Annotated in this window: 14 protein-coding genes; 10 read left to right on the top strand and 4 right to left on the bottom strand. The window is 58.6% G+C overall.

Translation table 11 applies throughout. The features are described 5' to 3' along the window. The first annotated feature begins 107 nt into the window (after positions 1-107). Positions 108-1304, top strand: a complete 1197-nt coding sequence (locus AC1ME2_RS12655; protein WP_480441584.1) for a class I SAM-dependent rRNA methyltransferase — start codon at positions 108-110, stop codon at positions 1302-1304. 44 nt (positions 1305-1348) lie between these two features. On the opposite strand, the gene AC1ME2_RS12660 is transcribed toward AC1ME2_RS12655, so the two are convergent. Further along, on the bottom strand, positions 1349-2089 hold the full coding sequence (locus AC1ME2_RS12660; protein ID WP_480441586.1) for a magnesium transporter: 741 nt from the start codon (positions 2087-2089) through the stop codon (positions 1349-1351). Positions 2090-2607: 518 nt separating this feature from the next. Between AC1ME2_RS12660 and ilvD the strand changes: the two genes are divergently transcribed. Beyond that, positions 2608-4455, top strand: coding sequence for a dihydroxy-acid dehydratase (gene ilvD / locus AC1ME2_RS12665; protein ID WP_480441588.1), 1848 nt, complete (start codon positions 2608-2610; stop codon positions 4453-4455). A 172-nt stretch (positions 4456-4627) separates the two neighbouring features. Here the strand turns inward: ilvD and AC1ME2_RS12670 are convergent, their stop codons facing one another. Further along, positions 4628-5140: a dihydrofolate reductase gene (locus AC1ME2_RS12670; protein WP_480441589.1), complete on the bottom strand. Its 513-nt coding sequence runs from the start codon at positions 5138-5140 to the stop codon at positions 4628-4630. Between the two features lie 87 nt (positions 5141-5227). Between AC1ME2_RS12670 and AC1ME2_RS12675 the strand changes: the two genes are divergently transcribed. From AC1ME2_RS12675 to AC1ME2_RS12685, 3 genes are all read left to right on the top strand, one after another. Next, positions 5228-6607: a DUF2868 domain-containing protein gene (locus tag AC1ME2_RS12675; RefSeq protein WP_480441591.1), complete on the top strand. Its 1380-nt coding sequence runs from the start codon at positions 5228-5230 to the stop codon at positions 6605-6607. After that, a complete protein-coding gene (locus tag AC1ME2_RS12680) occupies positions 6600-7973 on the top strand; it encodes a DUF3482 domain-containing protein (RefSeq protein ID WP_480441593.1) in 1374 nt (457 codons plus the stop codon). The genes AC1ME2_RS12675 and AC1ME2_RS12680 overlap by 8 nt, the downstream gene beginning before the upstream one ends. A gap of 107 nt (positions 7974-8080) precedes the next feature. Next, a complete protein-coding gene (locus tag AC1ME2_RS12685) occupies positions 8081-8515 on the top strand; it encodes a YkgJ family cysteine cluster protein (RefSeq protein WP_480441595.1) in 435 nt (144 codons plus the stop codon). 183 nt (positions 8516-8698) lie between these two features. Here the strand turns inward: AC1ME2_RS12685 and typA are convergent, their stop codons facing one another. Next, positions 8699-10519: a translational GTPase TypA gene (gene typA / locus AC1ME2_RS12690; RefSeq protein ID WP_480441596.1), complete on the bottom strand. Its 1821-nt coding sequence runs from the start codon at positions 10517-10519 to the stop codon at positions 8699-8701. Between the two features lie 140 nt (positions 10520-10659). Continuing rightward, a complete protein-coding gene (thiI, locus tag AC1ME2_RS12695; protein ID WP_480441598.1) occupies positions 10660-12114 on the bottom strand; it encodes a tRNA uracil 4-sulfurtransferase ThiI in 1455 nt (484 codons plus the stop codon). A 331-nt stretch (positions 12115-12445) separates the two neighbouring features. Here thiI and glnA point away from each other — a divergent pair, with 331 nt between their 5' ends. From glnA to ntrC, 5 genes are all read left to right on the top strand, one after another. Next, a complete protein-coding gene (gene glnA, locus AC1ME2_RS12700; RefSeq protein ID WP_480441599.1) occupies positions 12446-13852 on the top strand; it encodes a glutamate--ammonia ligase in 1407 nt (468 codons plus the stop codon). A gap of 171 nt (positions 13853-14023) precedes the next feature. Next, on the top strand, positions 14024-14548 hold the full coding sequence (locus AC1ME2_RS12705) for a DUF4124 domain-containing protein (protein ID WP_480441600.1): 525 nt from the start codon (positions 14024-14026) through the stop codon (positions 14546-14548). A 1-nt stretch (position 14549) separates the two neighbouring features. Continuing rightward, the gene (locus AC1ME2_RS12710) at positions 14550-15191 is read left to right on the top strand and encodes a DUF4124 domain-containing protein (RefSeq protein ID WP_480441602.1); all 642 of its coding nucleotides are present in this window, start codon (positions 14550-14552) and stop codon (positions 15189-15191) included. A gap of 292 nt (positions 15192-15483) precedes the next feature. Next, complete coding sequence (gene glnL, locus AC1ME2_RS12715; protein ID WP_480441603.1) at positions 15484-16569, top strand: nitrogen regulation protein NR(II); 1086 nt, start codon at positions 15484-15486, stop codon at positions 16567-16569. Continuing rightward, positions 16566-18005 carry a nitrogen regulation protein NR(I) gene (ntrC, locus tag AC1ME2_RS12720; protein WP_480441605.1) on the top strand — a complete coding sequence of 480 codons (1440 nt, stop codon included), beginning with the start codon at positions 16566-16568 and terminating at the stop codon, positions 18003-18005. Before glnL ends, ntrC begins: the two co-directional genes overlap by 4 nt. The last annotated feature ends 160 nt before the right edge of the window (positions 18006-18165 follow it).

The following is an 18165-nucleotide window of genomic DNA, read 5'->3' on the forward strand; positions in this document are numbered from 1 at the left end:
AATCCTCAGAACAATGCCATGGACTCAACCCGTGGTTTATTCGAGTGATCGGGGCCCCGAGCCTGGATGACGCGTTATAATCTCGCTCTTTTTTCAGGAGCGACGTCATGTCCCTGCCTAGCTTGCGCCTCAAAGCCAATGCCGACCGTCGCTTGCGCGCCGGCCACTTGTGGGTCTACAGCAACGAAATCGATGTAGCCGCCACCCCACTCAACGGCTTTGCTGCGGGCGATCAAGCCATTCTGGAAGCGGCCGGCGGCAAACCATTGGGTATTGTGGCCATGAGCCCCAACAACCTGATCTGTGCTCGCCTGCTGTCCCGCGACATCAAGGTGCCGTTGGACAAATCGTTGCTGGTGCATCGCTTGAACGTGGCGCTGTCGTTGCGTGAACGCCTGTTCGACAAACCTTACTACCGCCTGGTCTTCGGCGACTCCGACCTGCTGCCAGGTCTGGTGGTCGATCGTTTTGGCGACATCCTGGTGGTGCAACTGGCTTCCGCCACCATGGAAAACCACAAGGAAGACCTGCTCGCGGCCTTGATTCAAGTGATCAAGCCGAGCGGTGTCCTGTTCAAGAATGACTCCGCCGCGCGCGATGCCGAAGGCCTCAACCGTTACGTCGAGACCGCCTTCGGCCTGGTACCTGAGTGGGTTGCGCTGGAAGAGAACGGGGTGAAGTTCGAAGCGCCAGTCATGGCCGGACAGAAAACCGGCTGGTTCTATGACCACCGCATGAACCGTGCGCGCATGGCACCGTACGTCAAAGGCAAACGCGTCCTGGATCTGTTCAGCTACATCGGCGGTTGGGGCGTGCAAGCGGCCGCATTCGGCGCCAGCGATGTGACCTGCGTCGACGCATCCTCTTTCGCGCTGGACGGCGTCGAACGTAACGCAGCACTCAACGGTTTCACCGACAAAGTGGCGTGCATCGAAGGCGACGTGTTTGAAGCATTGAAGGAACTGAAAAACGGCGAAGAGCGTTTCGACGTCATCGTCGCTGACCCACCGGCCTTCATCAAACGCAAAAAAGACCTGAAAAACGGCGAAGGCGCTTACCGCCGTCTCAACGAACAGGCCATGCGCCTGCTCAGCAAAGACGGGATTCTGATCAGCGCCTCCTGCTCGATGCACCTGCCGGAGGACGACCTGCAAAACATCCTCCTGACCAGCGCCCGCCACCTGGATCGCAACATGCAGTTGCTGGAACGCGGCGGCCAAGGCCCGGACCACCCGGTGCACCCGGCGATTGCCGAAACGCGGTACATCAAGAGCATGACCTGCCGGTTGCTGCCGAACAGCTGATCCTGATTGCCCCGCGGGTAAACACCTGCGGGGCACTGCTCGGTTCAGAGCTCCAGCACGTGCGTCGCGATACCGAAATACACCAGGACCCCGGCCGCATCTGCGATAGATGTGATCAGGGGGCCGCTGGCGGTAGCGGGGTCCAAACGCATGCGGCTGAGCAGGAACGGAAGGCTCATGCCGATCAGACTGCCGATCAATACGATGATCAGCATGCTGCTGGCGACCACCAGTGCAATATCCTGACCTCCCCGCATCATCCCCAGCGCAGCAACCGCGACCGACATCGTCACTCCCAACCCCAGCGCCACACCGCATTCACGACCCAACAAGCGCAACCAGTCGCTCATCACCACATCGCCCGTGGCCAATGCACGGACCATCAACGTGGCCGACTGAGCACCGGCATTGCCGCCGCTATCGACCAGTAATGGAAGAAAAAAGACGAGCACGATATTCGCGGCAATAGTGTCTTCGAACGCAGCGATCCCAGCGCCTGAGAACAGGTTGCCAAAGACCAGTAGCACCAGCCAGAGTACCCGTTTGCGGTACAACAGACTGATGGTCGCGTTTTTAAGACTGCCAATAGGCGTACCGATCAAGGCACCCTTGTGGAAGTCTTCGGTCGCTTCGTCGCGTTCGGCCTGAGCCAGGGTTGGCAGACGACGAAGCAGATGCGCCCGCTCTTCGGTGGACATCGCTCCAATCCGCTCGACCAGCTCGCTATTGGTGACGTTATTTTCCAGGGAGACACGCAGAGACTGCGCGAAGTTGAGTTCAGTCATTTTTTGCTCCAGCTATCACGGCGGATGGCTGGAGCACAAAAAAGCGTTAGCTGATCCGGCTCACAGACGAATCCACCGACGACGCGGTAAATACCCGTGTGAAAGTTCGTGGGGAACTAAAACTGGGAAGGTCCATGAAGGGGATATCTCGTGAGCCGCACATGCGGCGGGGGAATTTTAGAAAGAAGACGGGCGTGAAAACAAGCCAAAACGCTGATCCTTCATGAATTACAGAAACGTCCCACAGGGGGCCACGTGAGATTGCACATGACCAAGGAGCAAGCTTGCCCGCGATAAAGGTCGGAACGACCTTCGGCATTCCTTCCTGGCGCTGCAGGTGTAGAATCGCCTCTATTCATCGCCAGTCATCCCCGGCGGGTTTATGAGCTCAGGCCGAGCGCGCGGCGATCCCGTGACGTTATCGGTTCACCGCAGCATCCGGTCACTGCCGGGTGTTTGTGTCGTTAATAGAAGCTCTCCCCCCTTTCCTGATACCTGATTGCCGCCAGGAGTGCCCCATGCCTGATTACCGCTCGAAAACGTCCACCCACGGCCGCAATATGGCCGGCGCTCGCGCTTTGTGGCGTGCCACCGGGATGAAAGACGCCGATTTCAAAAAACCGATCATCGCCATCGCCAACTCGTTCACCCAGTTCGTGCCCGGCCATGTGCACCTCAAAGACATGGGCCAATTGGTTGCTCGTGAAATCGAGCGCGCCGGTGGCGTGGCCAAGGAATTCAATACCATTGCCGTGGATGACGGCATCGCCATGGGCCACGACGGCATGCTGTATTCACTGCCGAGCCGCGAGATCATCGCCGACTCCGTGGAATATATGGTCAACGCCCACTGCGCCGACGCCATCGTTTGCATTTCCAACTGCGACAAAATCACCCCAGGCATGTTGATGGCCGCCTTGCGCCTGAATATCCCGGTGATCTTCGTGTCCGGTGGCCCGATGGAAGCTGGCAAGACCAAACTGGCCAGCCATGGCCTGGACTTGGTCGACGCGATGGTCATCGCCGCCGACTCCGAAGCCAGCGATGAAAAAGTCGCCGAATACGAGCGCAGTGCGTGCCCGACATGCGGCTCTTGCTCCGGCATGTTCACCGCCAACTCGATGAACTGCCTGACCGAAGCCCTGGGCCTTGCGCTGCCGGGCAACGGTACGCAACTGGCGACCCACAGCGACCGCGAACAGCTGTTCCTGCAGGCTGGCCGCACCATCGTCGATCTGTGTCGCCAGTACTACACCGAGAACGATGAGTCGGTGCTGCCACGTAACATTGCCAACTTCAAAGCCTTCGAAAACGCCATGACCCTGGACATCGCCATGGGTGGCTCAACCAATACCATCCTGCATTTGCTCGCGTCGGCACAGGAAGGCGAAATCGATTTCGACTTGAAGGACATCGACCGCCTGTCGCGCAAAGTGCCCCAGCTGTGCAAGGTCGCGCCGAATATCCAGAAGTACCACATGGAAGACGTGCACCGCGCAGGCGGGATTTTCAGCATCCTCGGCGAGCTGGCTCGCGGTGGCTTGCTGCACACCGACCTGCCGACCGTCCACAGCAAGACCCTGGCCGAAGGCATCGCCAAATGGGACATCACCCAGACTGACGACGAAGCCGTACACACCTTCTTCAAGGCAGGCCCTGCCGGTATTCCGACCCAGACCGCATTCAGCCAGTCGACCCGTTGGGAAACCCTGGATGACGACCGTGAAAACGGCTGTATCCGCAGCGTCGAGCACGCGTATTCGCAAGAAGGCGGCCTGGCCGTGCTGTACGGCAACATCGCGCTGGACGGCTGCGTGGTGAAAACCGCGGGCGTCGATGAGTCGATCCATGTCTTTGAAGGCAACGCGAAGATCTTCGAAAGCCAGGACAGCGCCGTACGCGGCATCCTTGCCGACGAAGTGAAGGCCGGCGATATCGTGATCATCCGTTACGAAGGCCCGAAAGGCGGACCGGGCATGCAAGAAATGCTCTACCCAACGTCGTACCTGAAATCCAAAGGTCTGGGCAAAGCCTGCGCCTTGCTCACCGACGGTCGTTTCTCGGGTGGTACCTCGGGCCTGTCCATCGGCCATGCGTCACCGGAAGCGGCGGCGGGCGGTGCGATTGGTCTGGTGCGCGATGGCGACAAAGTGCTGATCGACATTCCGAACCGCTCAATCAACCTGTTGATCAGCGATGAAGAAATGGCCGGACGTCGCGCCGAGCAAGACGCCAAAGGCTGGAAGCCGGTCGAGAAGCGTCCACGTAAAGTGACCACGGCTCTGAAAGCCTATGCCCTGCTGGCGACCAGCGCCGACAAAGGTGCTGTGCGTGACAAGGCGATGCTGGATAAGTTGATGCCTTAAGCAGGACCTATTCGCAGGCAAGCCTGCTCCCACAGGGATCTGTGCCAGACACACAATCTGTGCCTGACACTGAATCTGTGGGAGCAGGCTTGCCTGCGAAGCTTTTGCAGCCTTACTGAATCTCTTCCGGTTTCACCATCACCCAATTCTTGTACGCCGTCACGGCCAGGCCTCAGATCCGTTCCCACACCTCAAAGCTGTAAGCCGGCTTGTCGTCCTGCGCCGGATTAGGGGTGTTGGACACCAGCGTCCACTGCGCGGTATCGAACTCGGGGAACCAGGCGTCGCCTTCGGGGCTGAGCGCCACGCGGGTCAGGTACAGACGGTCCGCCTGTGCCAAACCTTGCACATACAACTGCGCCCCGCCAATCAGCATCACTTCATCGACCCCCTGCTCCCGCGCCCATTGCTCGGCACGAACCACGGCGGCATCGAGCGAGGTAAACACCTCCGCGCCGTCGAGCTGCAGATCGGCCTGGCGACTGACCACCAGATTCAACCGTCCCGGTAAGGGCCGGCCCAGCGAATCCCAGGTCTTGCGGCCCATGATGATCGGCTTGCCGAGGGTCGTCGCCTTGAAGTATTTGAAGTCCCCCGGCAAATGCCAGGGCATGGAATTGTCGACGCCGATCACTCGGTTTTCACCAAGGGCGGCAATCAGGCTGAGAGGGAGATGAGTTTTCATGGGCGCGAGGATAGCAGAAGCGAGTGTTTGCCCCGAGCCCGGCCACAGAGGTTATGCTCACGGCTGACTTTATCGACGAGACGACGCGTGACTGCTCTGACCCCTCTGGATAGCCTCTGGCTGACTGAAACCGTGCGCCTGCGTGAAGAACACGCGGGCCCTCTGGAAGACCTGGAGGCCAATCGCCGCGCCCGCGCCACCGCAGGCGACCTGCCGACACGGATCAAGAACCGTGCCCTGTGGCTGGCCGAGCGCGACGGCTTGCTCAGCGCCCTGCATCACTGGAAACAAGGCGCACGACTGGCGCTGGTTGTCCTGGCCATTGTGCTGGTGATCACGGGTGCAGGCCTGGCGTTTGCTGCGTTGGGCAACGGGCAAGCGCCGGTCAATGTGTTCTGGGCGTTGGGCAGCCTGCTGGGGCTCAATTTGATTCTGCTGCTCAGTTGGGCAATGGGTATGCTGTTCGCAGGGGAAAGCACGGCCAGCCTTGGCCGGCTGTGGTTGTGGCTGAGTGAAAAGCTCGCCCGCGACGCCCAGGCCGCGCAACTGGCCCCCGCGCTGATCTTGTTGCTGCAACGCCAACGGCTGAACCGCTGGGCGTTGGGTATGGTGGTCAACGGTGCGTGGGTTCTGACGTTGTTCAGCGCATTGGTGATCCTGCTGATGCTAATGGCGACCCGGCGTTACGGTTTTGTCTGGGAAACCACTATTTTGCGTGGTGATACGTTCGTCAGCGTCACCCAAACCCTAGGCGCACTGCCCGCGTTGCTGGGGTTTAGCGTGCCGACTGAGGCCATGATCCGCGCCAGCGGCGATACGGCATTGAGCATCGAAAGCGCGCGCCAGGCCTGGGCGGCGTGGTTGGTCGGCGTATTACTGGTCTACGGTATCGTCCCGCGCTTGCTGCTGGCGCTGGTCTGCCTGTGGCATTGGCGACGTGGGCGTGCCGCCCTCAGTCTCGACCTGAGCCTGCCCGGTTACAGCCAGCTCCGCGAACGCTTGATGCCCAGCAGCGAGCGCCTGGGTATCAGCGATGCCGCGACCGAGCAACTGCATAGCGTGCAATCAGGCACCCCCGTGCTCGACAGCCAAGGCGCGCTGCTGGTCGCCATCGAGCTGGACGATCAACGCCCATGGCCGCCCAATCTGCCAAAGAACGTAATAGACGCGGGGATTCTCGACAGCCGCGTATCCCGACAAAAGCTGCTCGATCAACTGACCCGTTTTCCCCCGGGCCGCCTGGCCATCGCCTGCGACCCGCGCCGTTCGCCAGACCGTGGCAGCCTGGCACTGATTGCAGAACTCGCCCGTTGTGCCGGAGCGACACGGATCTGGCTGCTGCAAGCGCCACCCGGCCAGGCACTGGACGCAGAGCGTTTGGGTGACTGGCATTGCGCGCTGCAACAGCTGGAAATAACCTACGCTGACAGCGCCCCGCTCAAGTGGCTGGAGACCGGTCATGACTAAAGCGCTCAAGCTCGCCGTGGTGGGTCATACCAACGTCGGTAAAACCTCGTTACTGCGCACCCTGACCCGCGACGTCGGCTTTGGTGAAGTCTCGCACCGGCCCAGCACCACCCGGCATGTAGAAGGTGCTCGGCTTTCGGTGGACGGCGAAGCCTTGATGGAGCTTTACGACACGCCAGGCCTGGAAGATGCCATCGCCCTGCTCGACTATCTCGAGCGCCTGGACCGTCCCGGTGAACGGCTTGACGGACCGGCACGTTTGGCGCGTTTTCTCGATGGCAGCGAAGCTCGCCAGCGCTTCGAGCAGGAAGCCAAGGTGCTGCGCCAGTTGCTCGCCTCGGATGCCGGGCTGTATGTGATCGACGCACGCGAACCGGTGCTGGCCAAATACCGTGACGAGTTGGCGGTGCTGGCCAGTTGCGGCAAACCTCTGCTGCCGGTGCTGAATTTTGTCAGCAGCGCCGAGCATCGCGAAGCAGACTGGCGCGAAGCCCTGGCGCGCCTGGGTCTGCACGCGCTGGTGCGATTTGACAGTGTCGCGCCGCCGGAAGATGGCGAGCGGCGCTTGTATGAGAGCCTAGCCCTGCTGCTGGAAAATTCCCGCGCGCAATTGGAGCGGCTGATTCTCGATCAACACGCGCAACGCCTGGCGCGCCAGCAAAGTGCAGCCCGCCTGATCGCGGAGTTGTTGATGGATTGCGCCGCCTGCCGTCGTAGCGTGCCCACTGGCTCGGGCCAACAGCAAGTCGCCGTCGATACGCTGCGTAAGGCCGTTCGACAACGCGAGCAACGCTGTGTCGAGGCCCTGCTCAAGCTGTATGCCTTTCGCCCGCAGGATGCGGCTGCCACCGACTTGCCGCTGCTGGATGGGCGCTGGGGTGACGACTTGTTCAACCCGGAAACCCTCAAGCTACTGGGCGTACGCCTGGGCGGAGGGATAGCTGCAGGGGCCGCAGCCGGGGCAGGCGTTGATTTGTTGGTGGGCGGTATTACTTTGGGGGCGGCGGCGTTGGTCGGGGCCATTGCCGGTGGCGCGCTGCAAACGGCCCGTAGCTATGGCTCACGCCTGCTCGGCAAGCTCAAGGGTCAGCGCGAGCTGACGGTCGACGACGCGGTGTTGCGCCTGCTCGCCCTGCGTCAGAGGCAATTGTTGCAAGCGCTTGCCGTACGCGGCCATGCGGCCATGGACAGCATCACCGTGAGTACGCCACAAGACAAAGCCTGGCGCGCAGGCAAACTCCCCGACGCCCTGCACAAAGCCCGCGCCCACCCCCAATGGTCATCCCTCAACCCCCACCCGCGCCTGAGCCAGGCCGAGCGGCAGGAGCAGATTGAAGTGCTGGCCACGTTGCTGACTGAGGCCTGATAACAACCACTCAAACGGTGCCGACAGTCGTATAGGTAATTTTTACTTACGCGAATTCGGCCAGCCCCGGTATCATCCCGCGCCCGATACACCCGGAACTTGAGCACATGAAGCCCAACCTGATCGCCGCCGCAGAAATCGACCGAATCGATACCTGGGCCAAATACTCCAGCACCATGTGCGGTGGCTGCGTATCCAGCTGTTGCACCTTGCCGGTGGAAGTGAAGATCAAGGATTTGATCCGCATCGGCATCGTCGACGAATTCGAGCGCGGCGAACCGGCGAAGAACATTGCCAAGCGCCTGCAAAAGGAAGGGATCGTCGAGCGCTATAACCAGAAGTCGGAAATCTTCACGCTGCAGCGCATGAGCAACAACGACTGCCTGTACCTGGATCGCAAAAGCCGGTTGTGCACCATCTACGAAAAACGCCCCGACACCTGCCGCAACCACCCGAAAATCGGCCCGCGGCCTGGGTATTGCGCCTACGTGCCGAAAACCCCTGAGCGCAAGGCGATCGACAACACTCTGTACATTTTTTGATCTGAATCATCGAGTAGCTGTGGGACCGAATTCATTCGGGAAAGCGTCGGAACAGATAAATATTTTGCGGATGTGAAACCGATTCCCGAATGAATTCGGTCCCACAGATATCTCGGCACCACACAAACAAAAACGCCCCCGACATCGCTGTCGGGGGCGTTTTTTTAACAGCTAACTAATAAATCAGTTGCCGCTTTTCTTGGCAGCGCGAGTACGCTCGCTTTCGCCAAGAATTTTCTTACGCAGGCGGATCGACTTTGGAGTCACTTCGCAGAGTTCGTCTTCTTGAACGAATTCCAGCGCTTGTTCCAGAGTGAAACGGATAGGCGGAACCAGAGCAATGGTTTCGTCTTTACCGGAAGCACGCATGTTGTCGAGCTTCTTGCCTTTGGTTGGGTTAACGCCCAGGTCGTTGTCGCGGCTGTTGATGCCGACGATTTGGCCTTCGTACACGTCTTCACCGTGACCCAGGAACAGCTTGCCACGCGCCTGCAGAGTTTCCAGCGAGTAGGTCAGAGCCTTACCGGTAGCAACCGAAACCAGTACGCCTTGTTGACGACCGGACATGTCGCCGGACTTCATTACGTCGTAACGGTCGAAGATGCTGGTCAGGATGCCGGCACCGGACGTCAGGGTCAGGAACTCGTTACGGAAACCGATCAAGCCACGCGCCGGGATGTTGTACTCAAGGCGAACGCGCCCTTTGCCATCCGGAACCATGTTGGTCAGGTCGCCTTTACGGATACCGATCTGTTCCATGATCGCGCCTTGGGCGGCTTCCGGCAGGTCGATGGTGACGTTTTCGTACGGTTCGTGCTTCACGCCGTCAACCAGACGGATGATCACTTCTGGACGACCAACACCCATTTCGAAGCCTTCGCGACGCATGGTTTCGATCAGTACCGAGAGGTGCAGCTCACCACGGCCAGATACTTTGAACTTGTCAGCCGTGTCGCCTTCTTCAACGCGCAGTGCAACGTTGAACAGCAATTCTTTGTCCAGACGTTCCTTGATGTTACGGCTGGTGACGAACTTGCCTTCTTTACCGCAGAAAGGCGAGTCGTTTACCTGGAAAGTCATGGAAACGGTTGGTTCGTCAACGGTCAGCGGCTTCATCGCTTCGACGTTCTGTGGGTCGCACAGAGTGTCGGAGATGAACAGCTGATCGAAGCCGCTGATGCAGACGATGTCGCCGGCAGCTGCTTCTTCAACGTCGATACGGTGCAGGCCGTGGTGACCCATCAGCTTGAGGATACGGCCGTTACGGCGCTTGCCGTCAACGTCGATCGCTACAACCTGGGTGTTCGGCTTGACGCGACCGCGAGCGATACGGCCAACACCGATGACGCCCAGGAAGCTGTTGTAGTCCAGTGCCGAGATTTGCATCTGGAACGGACCGTCACGGTCAACCTTTGGTGCTGGAACGTGGTCAACAATGGCCTGGTACAACGGCGTCATGTCTTCAGCCATGTCGGTGTGTTCAAGACCGGCGATACCGTTCAATGCAGAGGCGTAAACAACCTGGAAGTCCAGTTGTTTTTCAGTCGCGCCCAAGTTGTCGAACAGGTCGAAGATCTGCTCCAGAACCCAGTCCGGACGTGCGCCTGGACGGTCAACCTTGTTGATCACGACGATCGGACACAGGCCAGCTTCGAAAGCCTTTTTGGTCACGAAACGGGTTTGCGGCATAGGGCCGTCTTGAGCGTCAACCAGCAGCAGAACGGAGTCAACCATCGACATTACGCGTTCAACTTCGCCGCCGAAGTCGGCGTGGCCCGGGGTGTCCACGATGTTGATGTGGTAGCCGTTCCAGTTGATAGCGGTGTTCTTGGCAAGAATGGTAATACCGCGTTCTTTCTCCTGGTCGTTGGAGTCCATCACGCGTTCGTCGTTGAGCTCGTTGCGCTCCAGGGTACCGGATTGACGCAAGAGTTTGTCTACCAGGGTGGTTTTACCATGGTCAACGTGAGCAATGATGGCGATGTTACGTAGATTTTCGATCACTTGTGTATCTCGATCAGAGGATTCGGTCAGCTGACTAATTGTAGGCAGCTATTTACATAGAGTCGGCGAAAGCCATGACGGCTTGACGACTGGCGTCGGGGGGCCGGTGACGCAAGCCACAGGCAAACAGCCCCGGGCACTTAGCTCGGTCGATAAACGCGCACATTGGCATGCCCCTCACTGAGCAAATGGTGGGCATGCAGGCGACTCATCACGCCTTTGTCGCAATACAACAGGTACTGGCGAGTCTCATCCAGTTCCTTGAAGCGGCTGTTCAATGCATAGAACGGCAGCGTCTGTATTTCAATGCCAGGCAACTCCAGCGGTTCGTCATGCTGAACATCCGGATGACGGATGTCGACGATGACCTGACCAGCCAGTGCTTCACTGACTTCCTCGATTTCAATGTCCTGGCCCAACTCGTCGATAACGCGATCGATCGGTACCAGTTTGGCTCGCTCAAGCGCACGCTCGAGTACCGCCATATCAAACTGTTGTTCTTCATACTCCACGCGGTTGCGCTTGGCGTGGGTCTTGGGGTTGACCGAAATCACCCCACAATACTCGGGCATATGCTTGGCGAAGTCGGCAGTGCCTATATGGTAAGCCTGATCGATGATGTCCTGCTTGTGGCTGGCGATCAGTGGACGCAATACCAGCTTTTCCGTGACCGAATCAATCAGCGACAGATTGGGCAGTGTCTGGCTGGAGACCTGAGAGATCGCCTCGCCGGTTACCAGCACATCGATCTCGAGCCGATCAGCGATACGGGTCGCTGCGCGCAACATCATACGCTTCAACACCACGCCCATATGACTGTTATCGACTTTACCGAGAATTTCTCCCAGTACTTCTTCAAACGGGACACTGACAAATAGCACCCGTTGCGAGCTACCGTACTTCTTCCACACGAAATGAGCGACTTCCATCACCCCTAATTCGTGGGCGCGGCCACCGAGATTAAAGAAGCAGAAATGGCTCATCAGCCCACGGCGCATGATCTGGTAGGCCGCGACAGTGGAATCGAAACCACCGGACATCAGCACCAGCGTCTGCTCAAGCGCGCCCAGCGGATAACCGCCGATGCTGTTGTGCTGACCGTGGATCACAAACAACCGTTGGTCGCGAATTTCCATGCGCACTTCGATTTCGGGTGCTTTCAGGGAAATTCCGGCAGCGCCGCACTGTTGGCGAAGCTGGCTACCGACGTATCTTTCGACATCCATGGAACTGAAACTGTGCTTGCCGGCACGCTTGCAACGCACCGAAAACATTTTGCCGGCCAGCGATGCGCCGACGTGTTCTTTACACTTGGCGAGGATGTCGTCCATATCGCCCAGCGGGTATTCATTTACCTGCAAAAAATGTGCAATGCCCGGCATGCAGCTCAGGCGCGCAATCATCTCCTGCAAGGCTTTCGGCTCGCTAACCTGGGTCTCGACCTCAAGATTGTCCCACACGCCGCCCACCACCAATGCCGGGTCCAGATCACGGAGCACGGTACGGATGTTTTTGGCCAACTGGCGGATGAAACGCTTACGCACCGGCCGGCTTTTGATAGTGATTTCGGGGAAGACTTTTACGATTAGTTTCATGTAAAAACGCGCGAGGTGCCAGCCGAAAAATAGGGGGCAGGATTATAGCGGAAATTGTTCAAGGTTTAACCAGTTATCGTATAGCTCTTATTGCACGCACCAAAAAAGACCGCCATCCCGACAATAAGCATCATATCGGTGCATCAAATTTTCGAATTATCAGCTTTAATGCCCGCGACGCTTGCGTTTGGCGCGCAAAACCCAACTCGGGGCACTGGCATGCAATTTGCTCCCTTGTGAGGCAGGTTGCCTTGGCAGAGTATTCGCGCCGGCATCACCAAAATTCTAAGGGCCAAACCACTACGTGGCCCGAAGCCACCCGGAGGACACCATGTCGAAGTCGGTTCAACTCATCAAAGATCATGACGTTAAATGGATTGATCTGCGCTTCACTGACACCAAAGGCACTCAGCACCACGTGACCATGCCGGCTCGCGACGCGCTGGATGAAGATTTCTTTGAAATCGGCAAAATGTTCGACGGCTCCTCTATTGCTGGCTGGAAAGGCATCGAAGCGTCCGACATGATCCTGATGCCTGACGATAGCACTGCCGTGCTCGACCCGTTCACCGAAGAGCCAACCATCATCCTGGTTTGCGACATCATCGAACCTTCGACCATGCAAGGCTATGACCGCGACCCACGCGCCATTGCCCGCCGCGCCGAGGAATACCTGAAGTCCACGGGCATCGGCGACACCGTTTTCGTTGGTCCAGAACCAGAATTCTTCATCTTCGACGAAGTGAAGTTCAAGTCCGACATCTCCGGTTCCATGTTCAAGATCTTCTCCGAACAAGGCTCCTGGATGTCTGACCAGGACGTGGAAGGCGGCAACCGTGGCCACCGTCCAGGTATCAAAGGCGGCTACTTCCCTGTTCCACCGTTCGACCACGACCACGAAATCCGTACCTCCATGTGTAATGCCATGGAAGAAATGGGCCTGGTGATCGAAGTTCACCACCATGAAGTGGCGACTGCTGGCCAGAACGAAATCGGCGTGAAATTCAACACCTTGGTTGCCAAGGCTGATGAAGTTCAGACCCTGAAATACTGCGTACACAACGTAGCCGATGCCTACGGCCGTACCGCTACCTTCATGCCTAAGCCTCTGTATGGCGACAACGGTTCAGGTATGCACGTACACATGTCCATCTCCAAAGATGGCAAGAACACCTTCGCAGGCGAAGGCTATGCCGGCCTGTCCGATACTGCCCTGTACTTCATCGGCGGCATCATCAAGCACGGTAAAGCACTGAACGGCTTCACCAACCCGTCGACAAACTCGTACAAACGTCTGGTCCCAGGTTTCGAAGCACCAGTAATGCTGGCCTACTCGGCTCGCAACCGTTCCGCTTCGATCCGTATTCCTTACGTGTCCAGCCCTAAAGCTCGCCGTATCGAAGCTCGCTTCCCGGATCCAGCAGCTAACCCGTACCTGGGCTTCGCTGCACTGTTGATGGCTGGCCTGGACGGCATCCAGAACAAGATCCACCCAGGCGACGCTGCTGACAAAAACCTGTACGACCTGCCGCCTGAAGAGGCGAAAGAGATCCCACAAGTTTGCGGTAGCTTGAAAGAAGCCCTGGAAGAGCTGGACAAAGGTCGCGCGTTCCTGACCAAAGGCGGCGTATTCAGCGATGACTTCATCGACGCTTACATCACCCTGAAAAGCGAAGAAGAAATCAAAGTACGCACCTTCGTACACCCACTGGAATACGAGCTGTACTACAGCTGCTAATCCAGTTACGTCAGCAGCATCGACGTAATAGAGGCCTCCTTCTGGAGGCCTTTTTTTATGCCCGAGATTAAAGTTTTGTCACATAGCACCTGCATCACAGACCACAAGACGGCTATGCTGGCGGCTCTAGACGCCGTTGCGTTCTATCGCGTTATGCCATTGGAATACGCCATGCATCGAAGCCTTATTTTTCTGCTGCTGGTGATCGCCTTGCCCGCCGCAGCGCAGATTTATAAATACACTGACGCCAATGGCAATCCCGCGTACAGCAATCAGCCACCCAACGGCACGCCCAGTGAAACCATACAGTTACCACCGCTGAACAGTGTCGACGCCCATAAACCGGCGATACTGCAAAACAACGGGCCCGCGGCCACCAAACAGGATGTGGCAGCAGCCGCCTATAGCGTGCTGGCGTTGGCCGATCTACCCACCGGCGAGGCGCTGCGCGCCAACAACGGCACCTTCACGATTGGCGTCCAGCTGCAACCGCGCTTGCAACCCGGACACCTCTTGCAACTCGTGGTCGATGGCAACCCTTACGGGCAGCCCAGCAACGTGCCACGGCTACAGGCCGTAAACCTCGACCGCGGGGAACACAGCCTGGCGGTCCGCGTAGTAAACGATCAGCAGATCATCCAGCAGAGCCCGACAGTCACGATTACCGTGCAGCGCGTCCATCTCGGTAAACCTTAAAATGCCCTCCTGGCCAACCCCTGTACGCAGCCTGCTACTGCTGTGCCTGCTATTGATCACGTGGCCCGCAGCGGCCGACGTTTATACCTACGTCGACCCACAGGGCAATCGGGTATTCACAGACCAACCGCACCCTGGCAACGCGCGTCGCGTCGATATCCCGCCCAGCAATATAAGCTCCCAACCGCCCAAGCACGTGGTGCAGAAAAATCCTGCCCCCGCAAAGCCCAAGGCCATGTTCCGTTATCAACTGCTGCGGATCCTGGTGCCCGAGCCAGATGCAACGGTGCGCAGCATGACGGGTGAACTGATCGTCAGTGTCAGCAACGACCCCGTCCTGCAGAACGGTCACACTTATCGCCTACTGGTCGACGACCAACCGTATGGTCAAGCCGGTCGCAGCCCGGTATTCCCACTGATCAACATTGATCGCGGCACGCACCAACTGGCCGTCGAGATTCTGGATGAGACGGGGCGGATCCTGGAGCGAACGCCCAACCAGCCCTTCCACATGCTGCGCATCAGCCTGGCGCAAAAACGTCTGGCCCAGCCCTGCACGGAAACGGATTACGGTGTACGCCCCGAATGCGCCCTTGCTGATAAGCCTGCAGAGAAAAAAAGCAGCTTCCTGCCTTTCTTCTGAACGCCCGGCCGCACAAGGCACTATATTGGTGCGACAACCTGAGCGTTGCTCGACGAACTCACCTATTTTGGTTCAAAAATACCCGCAGGTTGTGCTTCACGGCGACCCGCTGTCCGAAAAAAGCCCCATTTTGCAGGTTTAGCGCTTCTTTTCGGAGCCTTGGTTTGGTTTTTGCAGATTTGCACTATCAGCACCGTATCTGCGGCGTAAAAAAATGCTCGCGATGCCCTATCAGCGCTGCGATTCGGGGCCTGTCAGGGTTGCAATGTGCCAAAAAGGTCAACGACGACTTATGACTATCAGTGATGCGCTGCACCGGCTTTTACTCGATAACCTGACCACTGCCACCATTTTACTCAACGCGAACTTACGTCTTGAGTACATGAACCCGGCAGCCGAAATGCTGCTGGCCATCAGTGGTCAGCGCAGTCACGGACAATTTATCAGCGAGCTGTTTACCGAGTCGGTTGAAGCGTTGAATTCGCTGCGCCAGGCAGTCGAGAAAGCCCACCCGTTCACCAAGCGCGAAGCGATGCTCACCGCGTTGACCGGGCAAACCTTGACCGTCGACTACGCCGTCACGCCGATCCTCTGCAATGGCGAAACCATGCTGCTGCTGGAAGTCCACCCGCGTGATCGCCTGCTGCGGATTACCAAGGAAGAGGCCCAGCTGTCCAAGCAGGAAACCACCAAAATGCTGGTGCGCGGCCTGGCCCACGAAATCAAGAACCCCCTCGGCGGGATTCGCGGCGCCGCCCAACTGCTGGCGCGAGAGCTGCCCGAAGAAAGCCTCAAGGACTACACCAACGTCATCATTGAAGAGGCCGACCGCCTGCGTAACCTGGTCGATCGCATGCTGGGCTCCAACAAGCTGCCTTCGCTGGCAATGACCAACGTGCACGAAGTGCTCGAACGCGTGTGCAGCCTGGTGGATGCCGAAAGCCAAGGCTGCATCACGTTGGTGCGCGACTACGACCCGAGCATCCCGGACGTGTTGATCGACCGCGAGCAAATGATTCAGGCCGTCCTCAATATCGTGCGCAACGCCATGCAGGCCATCAGCGGTCAGAACGAGTTGCGCCTGGGCCGGATCAGCCTGCGCACCCGCGCCTTGCGCCAATTCACCATCGGCCACGTCCGCCACCGTCTGGTGTGCAAGATTGAAATCATCGACAACGGCCCCGGCATTCCGGCCGAGCTTCAGGAAACCATTTTTTACCCCATGGTCAGCGGCCGCCCAGATGGCACCGGGCTCGGCCTCGCGATTACCCAGAACATCATCAGTCAGCATCAGGGACTGATCGAGTGTGACAGCCATACTGGCCACACCACCTTCTCGATCTTCCTGCCGCTAGAACAAGGAGCCGCTTCGACATGAGCCGTAGTGAAACTGTATGGATCGTCGATGACGACCGCTCTATCCGCTGGGTGCTGGAAAAAGCCTTGCAACAAGAAGGCATGACCACCCAAAGCTTCGACAGCGCCGATGGGGTAATGAGCCGCCTGGCCCGCCAGCAGCCGGATGTGATCATTTCGGACATTCGCATGCCTGGCGCCAGTGGCCTGGAGTTACTGGCCAAGATCCGCGAGCTGCATCCGCGCTTGCCGGTGATCATCATGACCGCGCATTCGGACCTCGACAGCGCGGTGGCGTCGTATCAAGGCGGTGCGTTCGAATACCTGCCCAAGCCGTTCGATGTCGATGAAGCCGTATCGCTGGTCAAACGCGCCAATCAGCATGCCCAGGAACAACAAGGCATGATGCAGGTCGCGCCCACCTTGACCCGCACCCCGGAAATCATCGGCGAAGCCCCGGCGATGCAGGAAGTGTTTCGCGCCATTGGGCGTCTGAGCCATTCCAACATCACCGTGCTGATCAACGGCGAGTCCGGCACCGGCAAAGAACTGGTCGCCCATGCGTTGCACCGCCACAGCCCGCGCGCCGCATCGCCGTTCATTGCGTTGAACATGGCAGCGATCCCTAAGGATTTGATGGAGTCCGAGCTGTTCGGCCACGAAAAAGGCGCCTTCACCGGCGCGGCCAACCTGCGTCGCGGCCGTTTCGAACAGGCGGACGGCGGCACCCTGTTCCTCGATGAAATCGGCGATATGCCCGCAGACACCCAGACGCGCTTGCTGCGGGTACTGGCTGATGGCGAGTTCTACCGTGTCGGTGGGCATACCCCGGTCAAGGTCGACGTACGGATCATCGCCGCGACTCACCAGAATCTGGAGATCCTGGTGCAAGCGGGTAAATTCCGTGAGGACTTGTTCCACCGTCTCAACGTAATCCGCATTCACATTCCACGGATGTCCGACCGTCGCGAAGACATCCCGACCCTGGCCAAGCACTTCCTCGCCAGTGCCGCGCAAGAATTATCGGTCGAGCCGAAACTGCTCAAAGCCGAAACCGAGGAATACCTCAAGCACCTGCCATGGCCGGGCAACGTCCGTCAGTTGGAAAACACCTGCCGCTGGATCACCGTGATGGCGTCCGGACGCGAGGTGCATGTCAGCGACCTGCCGCCGGAACTGCTGAGCCTGCCGCATGACGCCGCACCGGTTACCAACTGGGAACAGGCGCTGCGCCAATGGGCCGATCAGGCGCTGGCACGCGGGCAGTCAAGCCTGCTAGACAGCGCGGTTCCGACGTTCGAACGGATCATGATCGAAACCGCCCTGAAGCACACCGCCGGTCGCCGTCGCGATGCCGCTGTGCTGCTGGGCTGGGGCCGCAATACCTTGACGCGCAAAATCAAGGAATTGGGCATGAAGATCGACGGTGGTGACGACGACGAAGGCGACGACGCCTAAATTGCTTCGCAGGCAAGCCTGCTCCCACAGTAAATCGTGCCTACCTGTGGGAGGCCTCGCCGCGTCTTCGACGCTGCGCTGTCGCGCAGAAAAGGGGGTAACCATAGATGTAGGAGCTGCCGAAGGCTGCGAAAAGGTCGGCACGACCTTCAGCAATCCA

The sequence above is a fragment of the Pseudomonas sp. ASL9 genome (genome assembly GCF_056680335.1).

What these genes read in the sequence shown, in the direction of transcription:
- AC1ME2_RS12655 (WP_480441584.1), top strand. Translation starts at nt 108, where the DNA reads ATGTCCCTGCCTAGCTTGCGCCTCAAAGCCAATGCCGACCGTCGCTTG.
- AC1ME2_RS12660 (WP_480441586.1), bottom strand. Translation starts at nt 2,089, where the DNA reads ATGACTGAACTCAACTTCGCGCAGTCTCTGCGTGTCTCCCTGGAAAAT.
- ilvD (WP_480441588.1), top strand. Translation starts at nt 2,608, where the DNA reads ATGCCTGATTACCGCTCGAAAACGTCCACCCACGGCCGCAATATGGCC.
- AC1ME2_RS12670 (WP_480441589.1), bottom strand. Translation starts at nt 5,140, where the DNA reads ATGAAAACTCATCTCCCTCTCAGCCTGATTGCCGCCCTTGGTGAAAAC.
- AC1ME2_RS12680 (WP_480441593.1), top strand. Translation starts at nt 6,600, where the DNA reads ATGACTAAAGCGCTCAAGCTCGCCGTGGTGGGTCATACCAACGTCGGT.
- AC1ME2_RS12685 (WP_480441595.1), top strand. Translation starts at nt 8,081, where the DNA reads ATGAAGCCCAACCTGATCGCCGCCGCAGAAATCGACCGAATCGATACC.
- thiI (WP_480441598.1), bottom strand. Translation starts at nt 12,114, where the DNA reads ATGAAACTAATCGTAAAAGTCTTCCCCGAAATCACTATCAAAAGCCGG.
- glnA (WP_480441599.1), top strand. Translation starts at nt 12,446, where the DNA reads ATGTCGAAGTCGGTTCAACTCATCAAAGATCATGACGTTAAATGGATT.
- AC1ME2_RS12705 (WP_480441600.1), top strand. Translation starts at nt 14,024, where the DNA reads ATGCATCGAAGCCTTATTTTTCTGCTGCTGGTGATCGCCTTGCCCGCC.
- AC1ME2_RS12710 (WP_480441602.1), top strand. Translation starts at nt 14,550, where the DNA reads ATGCCCTCCTGGCCAACCCCTGTACGCAGCCTGCTACTGCTGTGCCTG.
- glnL (WP_480441603.1), top strand. Translation starts at nt 15,484, where the DNA reads ATGACTATCAGTGATGCGCTGCACCGGCTTTTACTCGATAACCTGACC.
- ntrC (WP_480441605.1), top strand. Translation starts at nt 16,566, where the DNA reads ATGAGCCGTAGTGAAACTGTATGGATCGTCGATGACGACCGCTCTATC.